Source organism: Leisingera coralii, assembly GCF_049056525.1.
GTDB lineage: Bacteria > Pseudomonadota > Alphaproteobacteria > Rhodobacterales > Rhodobacteraceae > Leisingera > Leisingera coralii.
The window spans coordinates 50572-67241 of sequence record NZ_JBHUPT010000018.1; the positions used below are offsets into that span (position 1 = coordinate 50572).

The 16670-nt window shown below is 67.5% G+C and carries 16 protein-coding genes; 7 read left to right on the forward strand and 9 right to left on the reverse strand.

Going from position 1 to position 16670, the window contains the following annotated elements; translation table 11 throughout:
* Positions 1-128 precede the first annotated feature (128 nt).
* Positions 129-1094: a LysR family transcriptional regulator gene (locus tag ACFMBG_RS07595; RefSeq protein WP_421054103.1), complete on the forward strand. Its 966-nt coding sequence runs from the start codon at positions 129-131 to the stop codon at positions 1092-1094.
* Between the two features lies 1 nt (position 1095).
* On the opposite strand, the gene ACFMBG_RS07600 is transcribed toward ACFMBG_RS07595, so the two are convergent.
* Positions 1096-1533 carry a low molecular weight protein-tyrosine-phosphatase gene (locus ACFMBG_RS07600; RefSeq protein ID WP_421054104.1) on the reverse strand — a complete coding sequence of 146 codons (438 nt, stop codon included), beginning with the start codon at positions 1531-1533 and terminating at the stop codon, positions 1096-1098.
* Between the two features lie 49 nt (positions 1534-1582).
* Between ACFMBG_RS07600 and ACFMBG_RS07605 the strand changes: the two genes are divergently transcribed.
* The gene (locus ACFMBG_RS07605; protein WP_421054105.1) at positions 1583-2299 is read left to right on the forward strand and encodes an NAD-dependent deacylase; all 717 of its coding nucleotides are present in this window, start codon (positions 1583-1585) and stop codon (positions 2297-2299) included.
* Between the two features lie 90 nt (positions 2300-2389).
* Here the strand turns inward: ACFMBG_RS07605 and ACFMBG_RS07610 are convergent, their stop codons facing one another.
* The 4 genes from ACFMBG_RS07610 to meaB form a co-directional block, all read right to left on the reverse strand.
* Complete coding sequence (locus tag ACFMBG_RS07610) at positions 2390-2878, reverse strand: copper chaperone PCu(A)C (RefSeq protein WP_421054106.1); 489 nt, start codon at positions 2876-2878, stop codon at positions 2390-2392.
* Positions 2879-2933: 55 nt separating this feature from the next.
* Positions 2934-3284 carry a DUF2946 family protein gene (locus ACFMBG_RS07615; protein ID WP_421054107.1) on the reverse strand — a complete coding sequence of 117 codons (351 nt, stop codon included), beginning with the start codon at positions 3282-3284 and terminating at the stop codon, positions 2934-2936.
* Positions 3285-3419: 135 nt separating this feature from the next.
* On the reverse strand, positions 3420-3710 hold the full coding sequence (gene rpmB / locus ACFMBG_RS07620) for a 50S ribosomal protein L28 (RefSeq protein WP_421054108.1): 291 nt from the start codon (positions 3708-3710) through the stop codon (positions 3420-3422).
* A 232-nt stretch (positions 3711-3942) separates the two neighbouring features.
* A complete protein-coding gene (gene meaB, locus ACFMBG_RS07625) occupies positions 3943-4920 on the reverse strand; it encodes a methylmalonyl Co-A mutase-associated GTPase MeaB (protein WP_421054109.1) in 978 nt (325 codons plus the stop codon).
* A gap of 355 nt (positions 4921-5275) precedes the next feature.
* Here meaB and hrpB point away from each other — a divergent pair, with 355 nt between their 5' ends.
* From hrpB to ACFMBG_RS07640, 3 genes are all read left to right on the forward strand, one after another.
* Positions 5276-7735 carry an ATP-dependent helicase HrpB gene (gene hrpB / locus ACFMBG_RS07630; protein ID WP_421054110.1) on the forward strand — a complete coding sequence of 820 codons (2460 nt, stop codon included), beginning with the start codon at positions 5276-5278 and terminating at the stop codon, positions 7733-7735.
* A 327-nt stretch (positions 7736-8062) separates the two neighbouring features.
* Positions 8063-8521 carry an NUDIX hydrolase gene (locus ACFMBG_RS07635; RefSeq protein WP_421054111.1) on the forward strand — a complete coding sequence of 153 codons (459 nt, stop codon included), beginning with the start codon at positions 8063-8065 and terminating at the stop codon, positions 8519-8521.
* 90 nt (positions 8522-8611) lie between these two features.
* On the forward strand, positions 8612-10093 hold the full coding sequence (locus tag ACFMBG_RS07640) for an inorganic phosphate transporter (protein ID WP_421054112.1): 1482 nt from the start codon (positions 8612-8614) through the stop codon (positions 10091-10093).
* A 61-nt stretch (positions 10094-10154) separates the two neighbouring features.
* Here ACFMBG_RS07640 and ACFMBG_RS07645 read toward each other — a convergent pair whose 3' ends face one another.
* The 4 genes from ACFMBG_RS07645 to ACFMBG_RS07660 form a co-directional block, all read right to left on the reverse strand.
* Positions 10155-10874 (reverse strand): SDR family NAD(P)-dependent oxidoreductase, encoded by a 720-nt coding sequence (locus tag ACFMBG_RS07645; RefSeq protein WP_421054113.1) that lies wholly within the window; start codon positions 10872-10874, stop codon positions 10155-10157.
* Positions 10875-10975: 101 nt separating this feature from the next.
* Positions 10976-11551 carry an isochorismatase family protein gene (locus tag ACFMBG_RS07650; protein WP_421054114.1) on the reverse strand — a complete coding sequence of 192 codons (576 nt, stop codon included), beginning with the start codon at positions 11549-11551 and terminating at the stop codon, positions 10976-10978.
* 219 nt (positions 11552-11770) lie between these two features.
* Positions 11771-12697 (reverse strand): ornithine carbamoyltransferase, encoded by a 927-nt coding sequence (gene argF, locus ACFMBG_RS07655; RefSeq protein WP_421054115.1) that lies wholly within the window; start codon positions 12695-12697, stop codon positions 11771-11773.
* A gap of 76 nt (positions 12698-12773) precedes the next feature.
* Positions 12774-13949 (reverse strand): aspartate aminotransferase family protein, encoded by a 1176-nt coding sequence (locus tag ACFMBG_RS07660; RefSeq protein ID WP_421054116.1) that lies wholly within the window; start codon positions 13947-13949, stop codon positions 12774-12776.
* A gap of 438 nt (positions 13950-14387) precedes the next feature.
* On the opposite strand from ACFMBG_RS07660, the gene ACFMBG_RS07665 reads away from it, so the two are divergent.
* A complete protein-coding gene (locus ACFMBG_RS07665; protein WP_421054117.1) occupies positions 14388-15299 on the forward strand; it encodes a DMT family transporter in 912 nt (303 codons plus the stop codon).
* 132 nt (positions 15300-15431) lie between these two features.
* Entirely contained in the window at positions 15432-16667 is a 1236-nt protein-coding gene (locus ACFMBG_RS07670) for an MFS transporter (protein ID WP_421054118.1), read from the forward strand.
* Positions 16668-16670 lie beyond the last annotated feature (3 nt).

The following is a 16670-nucleotide window of genomic DNA, read 5'->3' on the forward strand; positions in this document are numbered from 1 at the left end:
CGCCTTTTTGCTGTTTTGATGCATTTGCGCTGCGGCATTTTCGCTAGGGGGGAAAGACCCCGCCCCTGGCCCCCTTGACCGGGCCGCGGCAACGCGGAACAAACGGCGCAAGGTATTGGAGCAGTTAGATGTTGATCAAAGGTGTTACCCTGCGCGGGCTGGAAGTGTTCGAGGCCTTGGCCAAAACCGGCTCGGTGGCGCAGGCGGCGGAGCTGACCGGCCTCAGCCAGCCCGCCGTCAGCCAGCAGATGCGCAACCTGGAAAAGGCGCTGGACAGCGAGCTGATCGACCACGGCCGCCGTCCGATGGTGCTGACCGCCGCGGGGCGCAGTTTCCTGGCCCGCACCGAGGCGGTGCTGTCCGAGCTGCGGCTGGCCCAAAGCGAGCTGACGGTGATGGATCTGACCCACCTGCAGGCGCTGTCGATCGGCCTGATCGACGATTTCGACAATGACCTGACGCCGCGGCTGGCCACCATCCTGGCCGACAGCCTGACCCAGTGCCGGTTCAAGATGATCACCGCCTCCAGCCATGACATCGTGCGGGCGATGGAGGCGCGCGAGCTGCATATCGCCGTCGCCGCCACCACCGGAGAGCTGCACGAGGGGCTGGTGGAATACCCGCTGGTGCGCGATCCCTTCATCCTGGTGGCGCCGCGCGGCACGGTCTCGGATGCGGCGCAGGCAGCCGAGCAGCTGCAGGACCTGCCGTTCCTGCGCTACGCCCGCGAGCAGCTGATCTCGCAGCAGATCGAGGCGCTGCTGGCACGCCAGAAGCTGGAGTTCGAGGACCGGTTCGAGGTCGGCTCGCACCTGGCGCTGATGGCGATGGTGGCACGGCGCATCGGCTGGGCGATCACCACACCGCTGGGCTATATGCGCGCCGGGCGCTTCCACGACCAGATCGACGCCTTCCCGCTGCCCTTTGGCGAGATGTCGCGGACCATTTCGCTGTTCACCGCCGCCGACTGGGCCGACCGGGTCCCGCGCGACGTGGCCGAGACCCTGCGCCGCCTGGTGCAAAGCCAGATGATCGACCCGGCGGTGCAGCAGCTGCCGTTCCTGGCGGGCGGCTTCCGGGTGATCGCCGACTAGGTCAGAGTGCGGCTTTCAGCCCTTTGGCCGCCGCTTCGATCAGGTCCAGGCAGCCGTCGAAGTCGCGGGTGTAATAGGGGTCGGGCACGTGGTCAGCGCCGGTTTCCGGCGCGTAACCGGTGAACAGGCGCACCGGGGTTTCGTTACCTGCGGGGCGCAGCATCTCGATGTTGTCCAGATTGCTGGCGTCCATCGCGATGATCAGGTCGAAGGCCTCGAAATCGCCGCGCCGGAACTGCCGCGCGCGCAGGTCCGAGATATCCAGCCCGCGCGCCCGCGCCGCTGCCTGCATCGGGCCGTAGGGCGGCTCGCCCACGTGATAGGAGGCGGTGCCGGCGCTGTCGGTCTCCGCTTCCGGGCACAGCGCGCGGAACACGCCTTCGGCCGCCGGGGAGCGGCAGATGTTTCCTAGGCAGACGAACAGAATACGGGTAGGCATTGGCAAGCAGCTCCTTTGAATGGACGCAGTGATAGGAGGTTCCGGGACAATGGGAAAGACCGCGGCGGCACAGAGCACTGCCAAAATTGTCATCCTGACCGGCGCCGGGATTTCCGCCGAAAGCGGGCTGGGCACCTTCCGCGACGAGGGCGGGCTCTGGGCGCAGCACCGGATCGAGGATGTGGCGACGCCGGAGGCTTTCCTGCGCAATCCGGATCTGGTGCACGGCTTCTACAATGCCCGCCGGGCCCAGGCCGCAAAGGCGCAGCCCAATCCCGCGCATCAGGCGCTGGCCCGGCTGCAGGCGGAACACGCAGGCGAGGTGGTGATCGTCACCCAAAATGTCGACGGGCTGCACGAGGCAGGCGGCGCGTCTGAGGTGCTGCATATGCACGGCACCCTGGCAGGCGCACTCTGCGCCGCCTGCGGCCACCGCTGGGCTGCGCCGCTGGAGATGCAGACCGGCCAGCCCTGCCCCGCCTGCGCCGCGCCTGCGGGCCGCCCGGATGTGGTCTGGTTCGGCGAGTTTCCCTATTTCATGGACGAAATCTATGCCCACCTGGCCGGGGCGGATCTGTTTGCCGCCATCGGCACCTCCGGCGAGGTCTACCCGGCGGCCGCCTTTGTCGACGAGGCACGGGCGGCGGCGGCCCATACGGTGGAGCTGAACCTGGAGCCGTCGGCCACCGCCTCCCGCTTTGCCGAGCGCCGCTTTGGTCCGGCCAGCGAGACGGTGCCCGCCTGGGTGGCGGAGCTGCTCGCCTAGCCGCAGGCGGCAAAAAGCCCGCCACCGGGCGGGCTTTGGGCGCGAAGGAGGGCCGCAGCGCGGCCTGACGCCGCGCCCGCCCTGCCGGGCTTAGTTTGTGTGGCCGGAGTGATCCATCTGGCCGTGGCCCTCGGCCTTGCGCTCCAGATCGACCGGCACCTCGATCTCGATCTCGCCGGCCTTTTCGAACACCAGCGTGACCTTCACCACGTCGCCGTGGTTCAGCGCCTGGTTCAGGCCCATGAACATGATGTGGTCGCCGCCGCGCGTCAGCATGTGGGTTTCACCGGCAGGCACGGCAAAGCCCTCCTCAACATGCATCATCTTCATGACGCCGTCATCGCCCTCCTTGTGGGTGTGCAGCTGCACCCTGGCCGCCACGTCAGAGCGTACATCAATCAGCTGATCGTCTTCGCCGCCCTTGTTCATGATTTCCATGAAGGCCGCACCGGCCTTGGCTGTGGGCGAGGACACGCGTGCGTATTGGCCGTGCACCATGATCATGGCATCGCCCGCAAAGGCGGAGGTGGCAAAGGCAGCGGCTGCCGCGGCTGCAAAGACAACAGACTTCAGGGACATTTCCTGTCTCCTCTCAGTGGATATTCAGTTTTCAAATGGGTGGTTTTCTTGGCCGTCAGACGGCGGCAGGAGGTGCGCGGGCGGTGGCGCGCAGGACGTCCTGCGCCGAAGCGAGCGCAGCCTGCTGCCCCGCCGTCACTTCGCTGCAAGCCGCAGCCGGCAGCACCAGCCCGGCGGGCTGCGCCACCGCGTCCAGCACATGCATCACGCAGTCAGGGCAATTGTGCGGCGGCTTGGCCGGCTGGCCCTCGCTGTCGACATAAATGGTGACCGGGCCGGTGCCGGTGCAGATCACCATCTGCCCGGCGGCATCGCGCTCCCCCTGCCGGGCGGCAGCACTATGCGCCGTCAGGGCGACCGTCAGGGCCAGGAACAGGCCAAGGCATATGCGCAGGATGCGTGTCATCACAGGCAGGTATGCCCCTGCCGCGTGCCGCCTGCAAGACGCAACCCTGCGGCAGATTGCGCAAACGCAAACACCGCGCAGAGTTGCCTCTGCGCGGTGTGCGTAATCCGATCCGGTGAAGGGATCAGGCCAGGATTAAGCCTGTGCGGCTTGTGCCTTGGCGATCTCTTTCTTCACTTTCAGCGCGTTTGCCGACAGCTCTTCGTCCTTGGCTTTGGCCAGGAACGCGTCCAGGCCGCCGCGGTGGTCGACCGAGCGCAGGGCGGCTGCGGAGATGCGCAGCTTGATGCCGCGGCCCAGAACTTCGGACTGCAGGGTCACGTCGTTCAGGTTGGGCAGAAAGCGGCGCTTGGTTTTGTTGTTGGCGTGGCTGACATTGTTGCCAGTCATCGGGCCTTTTCCGGTCAGTTCGCAACGGCGCGACATATCTTCATCCTTCGTTTCTGGAGGCGCTGGCAGTCCGGCGCCATATCACAAGGGGCGCGGCCATTGGCTGCGCCCGAAAACTGGTCCGCTGCTCTTACGCTCAACCGGCAACAGCGTCAAGTGATTCAACTCAGCTTTCTTGCCCGGCTTACTGCACCCTTTTCCAGCCTGCCGCAAGGGGCTTAGGGCACCGGCCCGCGCCGCCCGCACGCCACGGAAAGGCCGGCAGGCCTCAGGCAGCGCCGAGGGCCTTCAGCATGATCCGCGCAGCCTCGCCCGGGCTTTTGCCGCCCTCGGCCACGGCCCCCGCAAGATCCGCCATCTGCGCCTTTGCCTCCGGCGTCTCCAGCCGCGCCAGCAGCGCCTGGCGCACTTCCTGGTCGAACCAGTAGCAGGCCTGATCGGCGCGGCGGCGGTCCCAGTGGTCGTTTTCCTTGCGCCAGGCGGTCAGGGTCTGCATCTCCTCCCAGGCTTTGTCCAGCCCGTGCTCCTCCACCGCCGAAACCATCAGCGCCTTGGGGAAGCCCTCCGGATCCTGCCGGCGCTTGCGCAGCAGACGCAGCGCACCGGCGTAATCGGCGCAGGTGCGGGTCGCCACCGGTTTCAGGGGCCCGTCCGCCTTGTTCACCAGGATGAGGTCGGCCATTTCCATGATGCCGCGCTTCACCCCCTGCAGCTCATCGCCGCCCGCAGGCGCCAGCAGCAGCAGGAACAGGTCCGACATCTCCGCCACCACGGTTTCCGACTGGCCGACGCCGACGGTCTCGATCAGCACCACGTCGAAGCCTGCTGCCTCGCACAAGGCCACCGCTTCGCGGGAGCGGCGCGCGACGCCGCCCAGGTGGCTCTGGCTGGGGGACGGGCGGATGAAGGCGTTGCGCTCGCGGCTGAGCCGCTCCATCCGGGTCTTGTCGCCCAGGATCGAGCCTCCGGAGCGGGCAGAGCTGGGATCCACCGCCAGCACCGCCACCCGCAGGCCGAGGCCGGTCAGCATCATGCCGAAGCTTTCGATGAAGGTGGATTTGCCCACCCCCGGCGTGCCGGACAGGCCGATGCGCAGCGACTGGCGCTTGTGTTTTGCCAGTTCCGACAGCAGCTCGCCTGCCTTGGCGCGGTGATCCTCGCGGCCGCTTTCCACCAGGGTGATGGCACGGGCCAGCGCCCGGCGGTCGCCATCGAGGATCTTCTGTGTCAGCTGTTCGGTATCCATGCGCGTCTTCCTGATGTGTTGGGCGGACCTTGGCGCAAGCGTGGCGGCAAAGTCCAGCCCCTGCCGTCTGCCGGGCACCCTACATCAGCGGGCGCCGCAGGAAAGGCGGCAAATCCGCCGCGCCTGATGCGGTTTGCGCAGTGCAGGCAGCGCCCCGCCCCCACCCCTGCCTCGAAAAACAATCATGCAAAAGCAGACTGTCCCGCCCGGCTGAAGGCCGGGCTGCGCCGGCCCGCCCCCATGGGGCGGCGCATTCGCACCACCCCGCGGGCCTCTGCAACCCTCAGCATTCTGCCAACAAGCTCCTTCTCATGACACCGCTAGACCTCTCCCTCCCCTTTGGCGATAAGGCGGCATGACCAGATTGCCGATCGAAGACGCCCTTCCCGAACTGCTGGACGCCCTGCGCGCCCGCGGCCGTGCCGTGCTGCAGGCGCCGCCCGGTGCGGGCAAGACGACGCGGGTGCCGCTGGCGATGCTGGAGGCCGGGCTGACGGCGGGCCGCATCGTGATGCTGGAACCCCGCCGCCTTGCTGCCCGCGCCGCGGCGGAGCGGATGGCGGAAACGCTGGGGGAGAAGCCGGGCCAGACCGTCGGCTACCGGGTGCGCGGCGATGCAAAGGTCTCCAGGGCCACCCGCATCGAGGTGGTGACCGAGGGCATCCTGACCCGGATGCTGCAGTCGGCCCCGGACCTGCCCGGTGTCGGCGCGGTGATCTTTGACGAATTCCACGAACGCTCGCTGAATGCCGATCTGGGCCTGGCGCTGTGCCTGGAGGTGGCCGGCGCGCTGCGCGATGATCTGATCCTGCTGGCGATGTCGGCGACGCTGGACGCGGACCCGGTGGCGGCCTTGATGGACGCGCCGATGGTGACCTCCGAGGGCCGCAGCTATCCGGTGGAGACCCGCTGGCTGGAGCGCCCCCTGCCCGCGCAGGCCCGCCGTGCCGATGCGCTGACCGATCTGGTGGTTCAGGCGGAGAGAGACACAAAGGCCCCAGGACCAAACAGTGGCGGCGGCATTCTGGTGTTCCTGCCCGGCGAAGGCGAGATCCGCCGCGCCGCCGGTGCGCTGGAAAAACGCCTGCCCGGCCACTGCCATATCCGGCCGCTGTTCGGCGCCCTGCCCTTTGCCGAGCAGCGCGCGGCGATCCAGCCCGAGGCACAGGGCCGCAAGGTTGTGCTGGCGACCTCGATTGCCGAGACCTCTTTGACCATTCAGGACATCCGGGTGGTGGTGGACATGGGCCAGGCGCGCCGGGCGCGGTTTGATCCCGGCTCCGGCATGTCGCGGCTAGTGACCGAGAAAGTCACCCGCGCCGAGGCCACCCAGCGCCAGGGCCGCGCGGGCCGGGTGGCGGAGGGCCTCTGCTACCGTCTGTGGACCAAGGGCGAGGAAGGCGCGCTGATGGCGTTTCCGCCCGCCGAGATCGAAAGCGCCGACCTCACCGCACTGGCGCTGGAGCTGGCGCTGTGGGGCGCGGCGCCCGAGGATCTGTCTTTCCTGACCCAGCCGCCCGCGGGTGCGCTGGCGGAGGCGCAGGCGCTGCTGCACCTGCTGGGCGCCCTGGACGCGCAGGGGCGGATCACGGAGCATGGCAAGGCACTGGCGGCGCTGCCGCTGCATCCGCGGCTTGGCCACATGCTGCTGCAGGCAGGCTCTGCCGCTGCACCGCTGGCCGCGCTCTTGGGTGAGCGCGACCCATTGCGCGGCGCACCTGCGGATCTCACGCTGCGGCTGAAGGCGCTGAAGGATCCCAAGGGGTTTGAACGCAATCACCCTTACCAGCTGAACCGCCCGGTGGTGGAGCGGATCAAGAGCGAGGCGCGGCGGCTGGAGAAACAGGCAGGCCGCCGCGACGCGGGACTGTCGCCGGCGATGATGGCCGTGCTGGCCTACCCCGACCGCGTCGGCCAGCGCCGCAAGGGGGACAGCCCGCGGTTCGTGCTGTCGGGCGGCAAGGGCGCCATTCTGGATGGCGGCGACACGCTGGCCGGCGCGCCGTTCATCGTGGCGCTGGACACCGACGGCAACCCGCGCGAGGCCAGGATCCGGATGGCGGCGCAGATATCGCTGGCCGAGATCCGCGAGCTGTTTGCGGATCAGATTGCCTGGAGTGACGTTTGCGAATGGTCGAAACGCGACCGCCGGGTGGCGGCGCGCCAGCAGGAGCGGTTCGGCGCGGTGGTGCTGGACGACCGGGTCTGGAAGGACGTGCCGCCGGACGCCGTGGCGCAGGCAATGCTGGACGGGGTGCGCGACCTGGGCCTGCGGCTCACTGGCGCCGCGGCGCGGCTGGCGGCGCGCGTGGAGCTGGTACGGGCCGAAGGCTTTGACCTGCCCGACTTCTCCCTGCCCGGCCTGACGGACACGCTGGAGGACTGGCTGCTGCCGATGCTCGACGGGGTGAAATCGGCGGAGGACTGGAAGCGCTTCGATCTGCTGCCCGCGCTGCGGGCCGCACTCAGCTGGGAGCAGACGCAACTGCTGGACCGTGAGGCGCCGGGCAGTTTTACCACCCCGCTAGGCCGCAAGATCCCGATCAGCTACGACGGCGAGATCCCCGAAATCTCGGTCCGGCTGCAGGAAATGTTCGGTGTTACCCGGCATCCGTCCGTGGGCGGCGTGCCCCTGAAGGTCTCCCTGCTGTCGCCGGCACAGCGGCCGATCCAGATCACCCGCGACCTGCCCGGCTTCTGGGCCGGTTCCTATGCGGATGTGAGGAAGGACATGCGCGCCCAGTACCCCAAGCACCCCTGGCCCGAGGACCCCACTCAGGAAGACCCGACGCTCAGGGCAAAACGGCGCAAGTAGCACCGCGCAACACGGCGCAGGCCCGCAGCGTGCCCCCGGCACGCTGCCCGGCCCAACCGCAGGCTGCGCATCTTCGATGCGCGGCCCGCGGGCGGGAGCGCTGCCGGAGCGGGTCCGGACGCCGGAGGCGGGACCTTAAGCGCTTTCTTCACGGTTTCAGGCTATACTCTGCCATGATGCCGCAAGCGGGCCGTTAAACCGCACTGCAAATCCGCTCAGTTCCGCTGATTTCAGGCGGCAGCCTTGATATTCCGGGCAAGTACGCATACTTTCCCACAACTTCGCACAAGAACACGGGGCCAACCCAACACCAAAGGCTGAGCAGAGATGACCCGCACCCTGACGCGCGCCTGGGAGGAAATCCTCAGGCCGATGCTGAAACGACCCAACCGCCTGCAAGTCGCCGCGCTGTGCTACCGCATGGGCGCGGACGGCAAGGAAGTGCTGATGATCACCAGCCGCGGCACCGGCCGCTGGATCATCCCCAAGGGCTGGCCGGTCGACGGCAAGGACGGACCCGCCTCGGCCCTGCAGGAAGCCTGGGAGGAAGCCGGCGTCAGGACCGCCCGCATCTCCAAGCAGCCGATCGGCGAATACAACTACGTCAAGCGCCGCGATCACGGCGTTGACGAGCCGGTCACCACCCTGATCTTTGCCGCCGAGGTGGAAACCCTTGCCGACGACTACCCGGAGTCGGATCAGCGCACGCGCCAGTGGATGCTTCCCGAGCAGGCTGCGGAACTGGTGCATGAGCCGCAGCTGCAGGCACTGTTGCGTCAATTGTAAAAGTTATGTGACATTTTTATGTCAAACGCTTGAACCGCTCCCTCGGCGGCGGTAGGCGCGTGCGCAGACCTCGGAATCAGGAATGCGACTATGAGCGATGCATCCCAGCGCACGCAATGGAACACGCTGGACAAGGATCTGAACCGGATCTCCCAGCTTGAACTGGCCACGGCCTATGTCTCCCGCCCGCTGGTGGCGCCCGGCATCGCGCTGGCCTTCATCGTGCTGGCAGGCCTCGGCGCTGGTGTGTTCTTCGGCGGCTCCGCCATGAGCATGGTGGTGATCGCCGCGGCCGCCTTTGGCGCCTATATGGCGATCAACATCGGCGCCAATGACGTCGCCAACAACATGGGCCCGGCGGTGGGCGCCAACGCGCTGACCATGGGCGGCGCCATAGTGATCGCCGCCATCGCCGAAAGCGCCGGCGCGCTGCTGGCGGGCGGCGATGTGGTCTCGACCATTTCCAAGGGCATTATCGACCCCACCGCGGTGGCCAGCAGCAACGTATTCATCTGGGCGATGATGGCGGCGCTGATCTCCTCCGCCCTGTGGGTGAACCTGGCCACCTGGGTCGGCGCGCCGGTCTCCACCACCCACTCGGTGGTCGGCGGCGTGCTGGGCGCCGGTGTCGCCGCTGCGGGCACCGCCGCGGTGAACTGGCCCACCATGGGCAAGATCGCCGCCAGCTGGGTGATCTCGCCGGTGCTGGGCGGCATCATTGCCGCGCTGTTCCTCGCCTTCATCAAGGCCAAGATCATCTATCAGGACGACAAGATCGCCGCCGCCCGCCGCTGGGTGCCGGTGCTGGTCGGCATCATGGCAGGCGCCTTTGCCTCCTACCTGGCCCTGAAAGGCCTGAAAAAGATCGTCAAGATCGACCTGCAGACGGCGCTGCTGATCGGCGCTGCGGCGGGCGCGCTGGCCTATGTTATCACCGCCCCGCTGATCAAGCGCCAGTCCGAGGGCATGGAGAACCGCAACAAGTCGCTGAAGGCGCTGTTCGGCCTGCCGCTGGTGATCTCCGCCGCGCTCCTGTCCTTTGCCCATGGCGCCAATGACGTGGCCAACGCGGTCGGCCCGCTGGCCGCCATTGTGCACGCCACCGAATTCGGCGACTTTGCCGCCAAGGTGGCGATCCCGACCTGGGTGATGGTGATCGGCGCCTTCGGCATCTCCTTCGGCCTGTTCCTGTTCGGCCCCAAGCTGATCCGCATGGTCGGCAGCCAGATCACCAAGCTGAACCCGATGCGCGCCTACTGCGTGTCGCTGTCGGCGGCGATCACCGTGATCGTGGCCAGCTGGCTGGGGCTGCCGGTCTCCTCCACCCACATCGCCGTGGGTGCGGTGTTCGGCGTCGGCTTCTTCCGCGAGTGGCACATGGAGCGCCGCCTGAAGAAATCCTCCGCGGGCCGCACGGAGGCCAAGCGCATCGCACCAGAGGAGCGCCGCCGCCGCAAGCTGGTGCGCCGCAGCCACTTCATGACCATCGTGGCCGCCTGGGTGATCACCGTACCTGCCGCAGCACTCCTGTCGGCCGTGATCTACCTGCTGCTGAACACCATCACCAGCTGACCGGCACTTCAGGCCTTGCAAGCCCCCGCGCCATCCGGCTGCGGGGGCTTTTCTTTTGCGGTCAGAAGCGTTCCACCCAGGGCCGCAGCACCAGTTCATCGCTCCAGGCGGAGCGGTCCTGCTGGATCAGGTGCATGTACTCCCGGGCAATCGCATCCGGGTCGAGCATGCTGTCCGGGTTGTCCGCCGCCTCAACCCGTTCCGGGCGGGAGGCATTGCGGATGCCGCCGTCGATATTGACCCAGGCCACGTGGATGCCCTTGGGGTGCAGCTCCCGCGCCATCGACTGCGCCAGGCCGCGCTGTGCAAACTTGCCCATGGCAAAGGGCACCGACTGTGCAAAGCCCTTGACCCCGGCCGAGGCGCCGGTGAACAGAATGGTGCCCAGCCGCCCGTTCGCGGGCCGCTGTGCCAGCATCCGCTGCGCCGCCGCCTGCCCCAGCAGAAAGGCGCCATAGGCCGTCACTTCTACCGCCTTGCGCACAGCTTCGGGCTCCAGCTCCGCAACCGGTCCGCGGACCCGGGCCGAGGGGTTGTAGCAGGCCACCCGCAAGTCGCCCTGCAACCCCTCAACAAGCTTCCGGATCCCCTCCGCATCGGTGCCATCCAGCTGATGCAGCTGCGCCCCGGTCTCCGCCGCCAGCCCCTCCAGCTTGGCCGTGTTGCGCGCCGTCAGATGCAGTGCATAGCCGTCCCGGGACAGCGCCCGGGCCAAGGAGGCCGACAGGCCCGCCCCCGCCCCCACGATCAGTGCAACCGGTTTTGATGATGTATCCGCCATCGCTGGACCTCCCCGTTTGAGACGGGAGGATGCTGGCGGCTATTCCGCCCCCGCACAAGGGTCCCCGGGGGCGGATCACCGCGTCACATCACGGACATGTGTCAGGCCGGCGCCCCGGCGGGGAGGCCTGCGATCACGTCCGCGGCAGGCAGAACCCGGCCGAAACCGGCATGCAGCGCCGACAGCGTCACTTCCAGCACCATCTCCGCATCCAGCTCGCCGCCCTTGCGGGCCGGCATGGAAAAGGCGATCAGCGCGTCCTCCGCAACCTGGACCTCGAACCCCAGGTTTGCCGCGGACCGGGCGGTGGAATTCACGCAGAACGCAGCCACCCCGCCAGCAATCACCAGCCGGGTGATGCCGGCCTCCCGCAGATATGCTTCGAGCCCGGTGCCGGTAAACCCGGACGAACCGGTCTTCCAGAACACCGCCTCGCCTTCTGCCGGAACCGCGCAGGCCATCGGCTGGCCGCTGGGCAGATCGCGGCGGAACTTGCTTTCGGGGCGCGGGTCATCATGCATCACATGCACCACCGGCAGCCCGGCAGCCCGGAAACCCGCGGCCAGTTCCGCCACCTTCTCCTCGGCGTCCGGATTGGCCCGCTGGCGGCCGGAGGCGGTCACATTGGCCATCTCCTGCTGCATGTCGACAATCAGCAATGCTGTGGTTTGGTCCATCAAAATTCCCTCGCATCTGAATACAGGCGTGAGGGTTGCAGACCTGCGCGGCAAGGGCCAGCGCAATCTGCCGCCCCGCTTGGGCGGCAAGCGCACGAGCTGCGGCTCAGGAACCGCACCGGGCCGACAAGGCCCATTCCATGGAATGGGCCGCCAGCCGGGCGGGAGTGCCCTGCTCGCCTGGCGGCACGCTGCGGAGCGCGGCTGCGCGGGGATGGCTCAGCCGCCGATGCACCAGCGCATGATGGCCTTTTGCGCGTGCAGCCGGTTTTCGGCCTCGTCAAAGATCACCGAGTTCGGCCCGTCCATGACGTGGCTGGTCGCCTCCTCCTCGCGGTGGGCCGGCAGGCAATGCATGAACAGCGCATCCGGCTTGGCGTGGGACATCAGCTCGGCATTCACCTGATAGGGCCGCAGCATGTTGTGGCGGCGCTCCTTGGAGGACTGGCTGTCATGCATCGACACCCAGGTGTCGGTGACCACCAGGTCCGCGCCCTCGACCGCCTTGGCCGCATCGCGCTCGATCACCACCTTGGAGCCCGCCTTGCGCGCCAGGCCGACGAACTCCTCCTCCGGGTCCAGCTGCGCCGGGCCTGCAAAGGTCAGGTCGAACCCGAACTGGCCGGCCGCGTGCAGGAAGGACGCGCAAACGTTGTTGCCGTCGCCGCACCAGACCACCTTCTTGCCCTTGATGGAGCCGCGGTGCTCCTCATAGGTGAGGATGTCGGCCATGATCTGGCAGGGGTGGGTGCGGTCGGTCAGGCCGTTGATCACCGGCACATCGGCATATTCCGCCATCTCGGTCAGCACGGTCTCGTCGAAGGTGCGGATCATGATCATGTCGACATAGCGCGACAGCACCCGGGCGGTGTCGGCAATGGTCTCGCCATGGCCCAGCTGCATGTCCTTGCCGCTCAGCACCATGGTCTGGCCGCCCATCTGGCGCACGCCGGTGTCGAAGGAGACACGGGTCCGGGTCGAGGGTTTTTCGAAGATCAGCGCCACCATCCGGTCCTTCAGCGGCAGCTCGTCATCAAGCGCCGCCTTGGGGCGCCCCAGGCGCGCCTGCTTGGTGGTCTTGGCCTGGTCGATGATGGTCCGCAGGCCGGCGGGATCGGTTTTGTGGATGTCGAGGAAATGGTTCATGACTGTATCGCTTTGTTTAAGGCGAAGGCCGGGGGCTCTGCCCCCGGACCCCGGGATATTTCCGGCAAGAGGAAGATCAGGCAGCTTCAACCTGGGCGGCGGTTTTCTCCAGGCGGCGGACGGCCTCGGCGATGTCCTCGTCCGTCAGGGTCAGCGGCGGCAGCAGCCGGATCACATTGTCCGCTGCCGGAACGGTGATCAGCTCGTTGTCATAGCCTGCCTTCACCACATCGGCATTCACCGCCTTGCACTTGAGGCCCAGCATCAGGCCGGAACCGCGCACTTCCTCGAAGACCTCCGGGTGGCCGGCAATCAGCCCTTCCAGCTGCTGGCGCAACAGGCCCGCCTTGCGGTTCACCTCCGCCAGGAAGGCCTCGTCGGCGATGTGATCCATCACCGCACAGCCCACCGCGCAGCCCAGCGGGTTGCCGCCGTAGGTGGAGCCATGGGTCCCCGCGGTCATGCCGCTGGCCGCATTCTCGGTGGCCAGCACCGCGCCCAGCGGGAAGCCGCCGCCGATCCCCTTGGCCACCATCATGATGTCCGGCGCGATGCCCGCCCATTCATGGGCAAACAGCTTGCCGGTCCGCCCGACGCCGCATTGCACCTCATCCAGGATCAGCAACAGGCCGTTGTCGTCGCAGATCTGGCGCAGCGCCTTCAGCTCTGCATCCGGGACCGGACGGATGCCGCCCTCGCCCTGCACCGGCTCGATCATGATGGCGGCGGTTTTCTCATTGACGGCCTCACTTACCGCATCCAGATCGCCAAACGCCAGATGCACGAAACCCGGCAGCAGCGGGCCGAAGCCCTTGACCATCTTCTCGGAGCCCGCCGCAGCGATCCCCGCCGAAGACCGGCCATGGAAGGAGCCGTCAAAGGTGATGATCTCCACCCGCTCCGGCTGGCCCTTGTCGTAGAAATACTTGCGCGCCATCTTCACCGCCAGCTCGCAGGCCTCGGTGCCGGAGTTGGTGAAGAACACGGTGTCGGCAAAGGTATGCTCCACCAGCTTGTCCGCCAGCGCCTGCTGCTGCGGAATCTGGTAGAGGTTGGACACATGCCACAGGTTCTGCGCCTGGGAGGTCAGCGCCGCCACCAGCGCCGGATGGGCGTGGCCCAGCGCATTTACCGCAATGCCCGAGCCCAGATCCAGAAAGCGGCGCCCGTCCGCCGTGGTCAGCCAGGCGCCTTCGCCTTTGACGAACTCAAGCGGTGCACGGTTGTAGGTCGGCAGAACGGACGGGATCATCAGGATCATCCTTTTCGTGGTGTGAAGCCAAAGCTGTGACGTAAGCCTGGCCTTGGGTCAACGGTGGATCAATGGTTTTGAGAGGGGGAAGTGCCGGAATCCGGGCACAACAGATCAGGGGCCGGTCACGCCAGGCGGCGTCGGCGTCGCGAAACGGTGATATCTGCGCGTTTGATCATGGGCAGGTTCCATAGTGGAGGTTTCGCCGGATGAAAACCCCTTTTGTGCAGCCCGCTCCGCCAAACTGCCGCAGCGCGCCGCCCGCCCCATTCACCTTTGCTGAAATACTCCGGGGTGAATTGGCCGCCAGGCCAAGAGGGGCAGCGCCCCTCTCCTTCGCAAAATCCCAGGGTAGCGGCTTTTCTGCGCTTTCAGCGTAAGGCAGGCACCGGACCATTTCCCCTTGCATCCCGCGGCGGCTTGCCGCACCGCTTGGCGATGAGCCGCGACACCCCGCAGAACCCGCCCCTGGCCGCCGCCCTGATCCTGGCGGCGACGACCTTCATTGCCGGCACCACGCTGATGGCCAAGGCGCTGGGAACGGATCTGCTGGGCACGCCGCTGCACCCGATGCAGATCAGCCATGGCCGGTTTCTGTTCGCCTTCATGGCGATTTCAACGGCCGTGCTGATCCTGCGCCCGAAATTCATCCGGCCGCATTGGGGCTATCACATCGGCCGCACCTCCTTCGGCTGGGCGGGCGTCACGCTGATGTTTGCCTCCGTTGCCTATATCCCGCTGGCCGACGCCACCGCGATCACCTTCCTGAACCCGGTCTTCGGCATGCTGCTGGCGATCCCGTTCTTGGGAGAGCGGGTCGGCCCCTGGCGCTGGGGCGCTGCGCTGATTGCGATGATGGGCGCGATGATCCTGCTCAGGCCCACGCCCGCCAGCTTCCAGCCCGCGGCGCTGCTGGCGCTGGGGGCGGCGGCGGTGATGGGGCTGGAGCTGATCTTCATCAAGAAACTGGCGGGCCGCGAGGCGCCCTTGCAGGTGCTGTGGTTCAACAACCTGCTGGGGCTGGCGATTGCCAGCTGCGCGGTGCTGCCGGTCTGGCAGATGCCGAGCCCGGCGCAATGGGGGGCGCTGGCGGCGCTTGGCCTCTTGATGGCCTGTGCGCAGGCCTGTTTCATCAACGGCATGGCGCGGGCCGATGCCTCCTATGTGGCGCCCTTCAGCTATGCCACGCTGGTCTTTGCGGCGCTCTACGACTTCCTTGGCTTCGGCGCGGTGCCGGATGCGGTGTCCGTCCTCGGCGCCGTGATCATCCTGGCCGGAGCGGCGGTTCTGGCCTGGCGCGAAGGGCGGCTGCGCCCGCCTGCAGGCCGCGCGGCAGCGGCCGGGAAGTAACCCGCGCACCGCACGCTGCCTCACGAAAAGTTATTCCAGATCAATGGCCCGGCGGCGACGCCGAGGTCGAAAACCGGCATTTTCCACCTGCCCGGCGCGCCACCCTGCCCGTCAGCAGGACAGGAGAACGCAATGCACGAAAGGCGAATCCCCGAATGGCTGCGCCACGCGCCGGTGCCCTCGGTCAGGGACTTCGGGATCCTGGCGGGGCTTGAGGCGGTGGTGCGCGGCACATTGATCTCGGTGTTTCCGCTGATCATGTACCGGGCGCTGGGGGATGCCGGGCTGGTCTCTGCCTCCTATTTCGCGGTGGGCATCCTGTCGCTCCTGGCCGGTCTGATGGTGCCCGCGCTGGTCCGGCTGGTGCCGCGCCGCTGGGCCTACAGCCTGGGCGCGCTGATGTTCGTGCTGTCGGCGGGTTTTGCCATTGAAGGCAGCCCCGTTTCGGTCCTGATCGCACTGGCGCTCAACACGGTGGCGGCGGTCACCACCTTTATCTGCTTCAACGCCTATGTGCTCGACTATATCTCCAGGGTGGAACTGGGCAAATGCGAGACCTCGCGGATGTTCTATTCGGCGCTTGGCTGGACCGCCGGGCCGATGGCCGGCGTGCTGCTGCTGGAGGTCTGGGCGCCCGCCCCCTTCCTGATCTCCGCCGCTGCCGCCCTGCTGATGCTGGCGGCCTTCTGGTGGATGCGGATGGGCAACGGCAAGCAGATCGCCCGCGCCCGCGGCCCGGCCTCCAACCCGCTGAAATACCTGCCGCGGTTCCTGGAGCAGCCACGGCTGATCACCGGCTGGCTGTTTGCGGTGATCCGCTCCTCCGGCTGGTGGATCTACGTGGTCTACCTGCCGATCTTTGCCATCGAGAAGGGGCTGGGGCAGGAGCTGGGCGGCATCCTTTTGTCAGTGACCAATGGCTGCCTGTTTGCCGCGCCGCTGCTGCAGCGCTGGGTGCTGCGGCATTCGATCCGCTTTGCGGTCCGCACGGGGTTCCTGGCCGTCACCATCTGTTTCGGCACGGCGGCGGCGCTGCAGGGCTGGCCCGCGGTTTCCGTGGGGCTTCTGATGGCTGGTTCGGCAGCGCTGATCCTGCTCGACATCTGCGGCGGGCTGCCCTTCCTGATGGCGGTCAAACCGTCCGAGCGCACCGAGATGTCAGCGGTCTATTCCAGCTACCGGGACATCTCCGGCATTCTGACCCCGGGGGCCGCCTGGCTGGTGCTGATGGTGTCGCCGCTGGCCGGGATCTTTGCAGCCGGGGCCGCCGCCACCGCCTATGCCGCCCTTCTGGCCGGCAAGCTGCATCCGCGGCTGGGGCGCAAAAAGGCTGCCCCGCCCGCGGAGGACCCGCTGCCCGCGGAGTAGCGG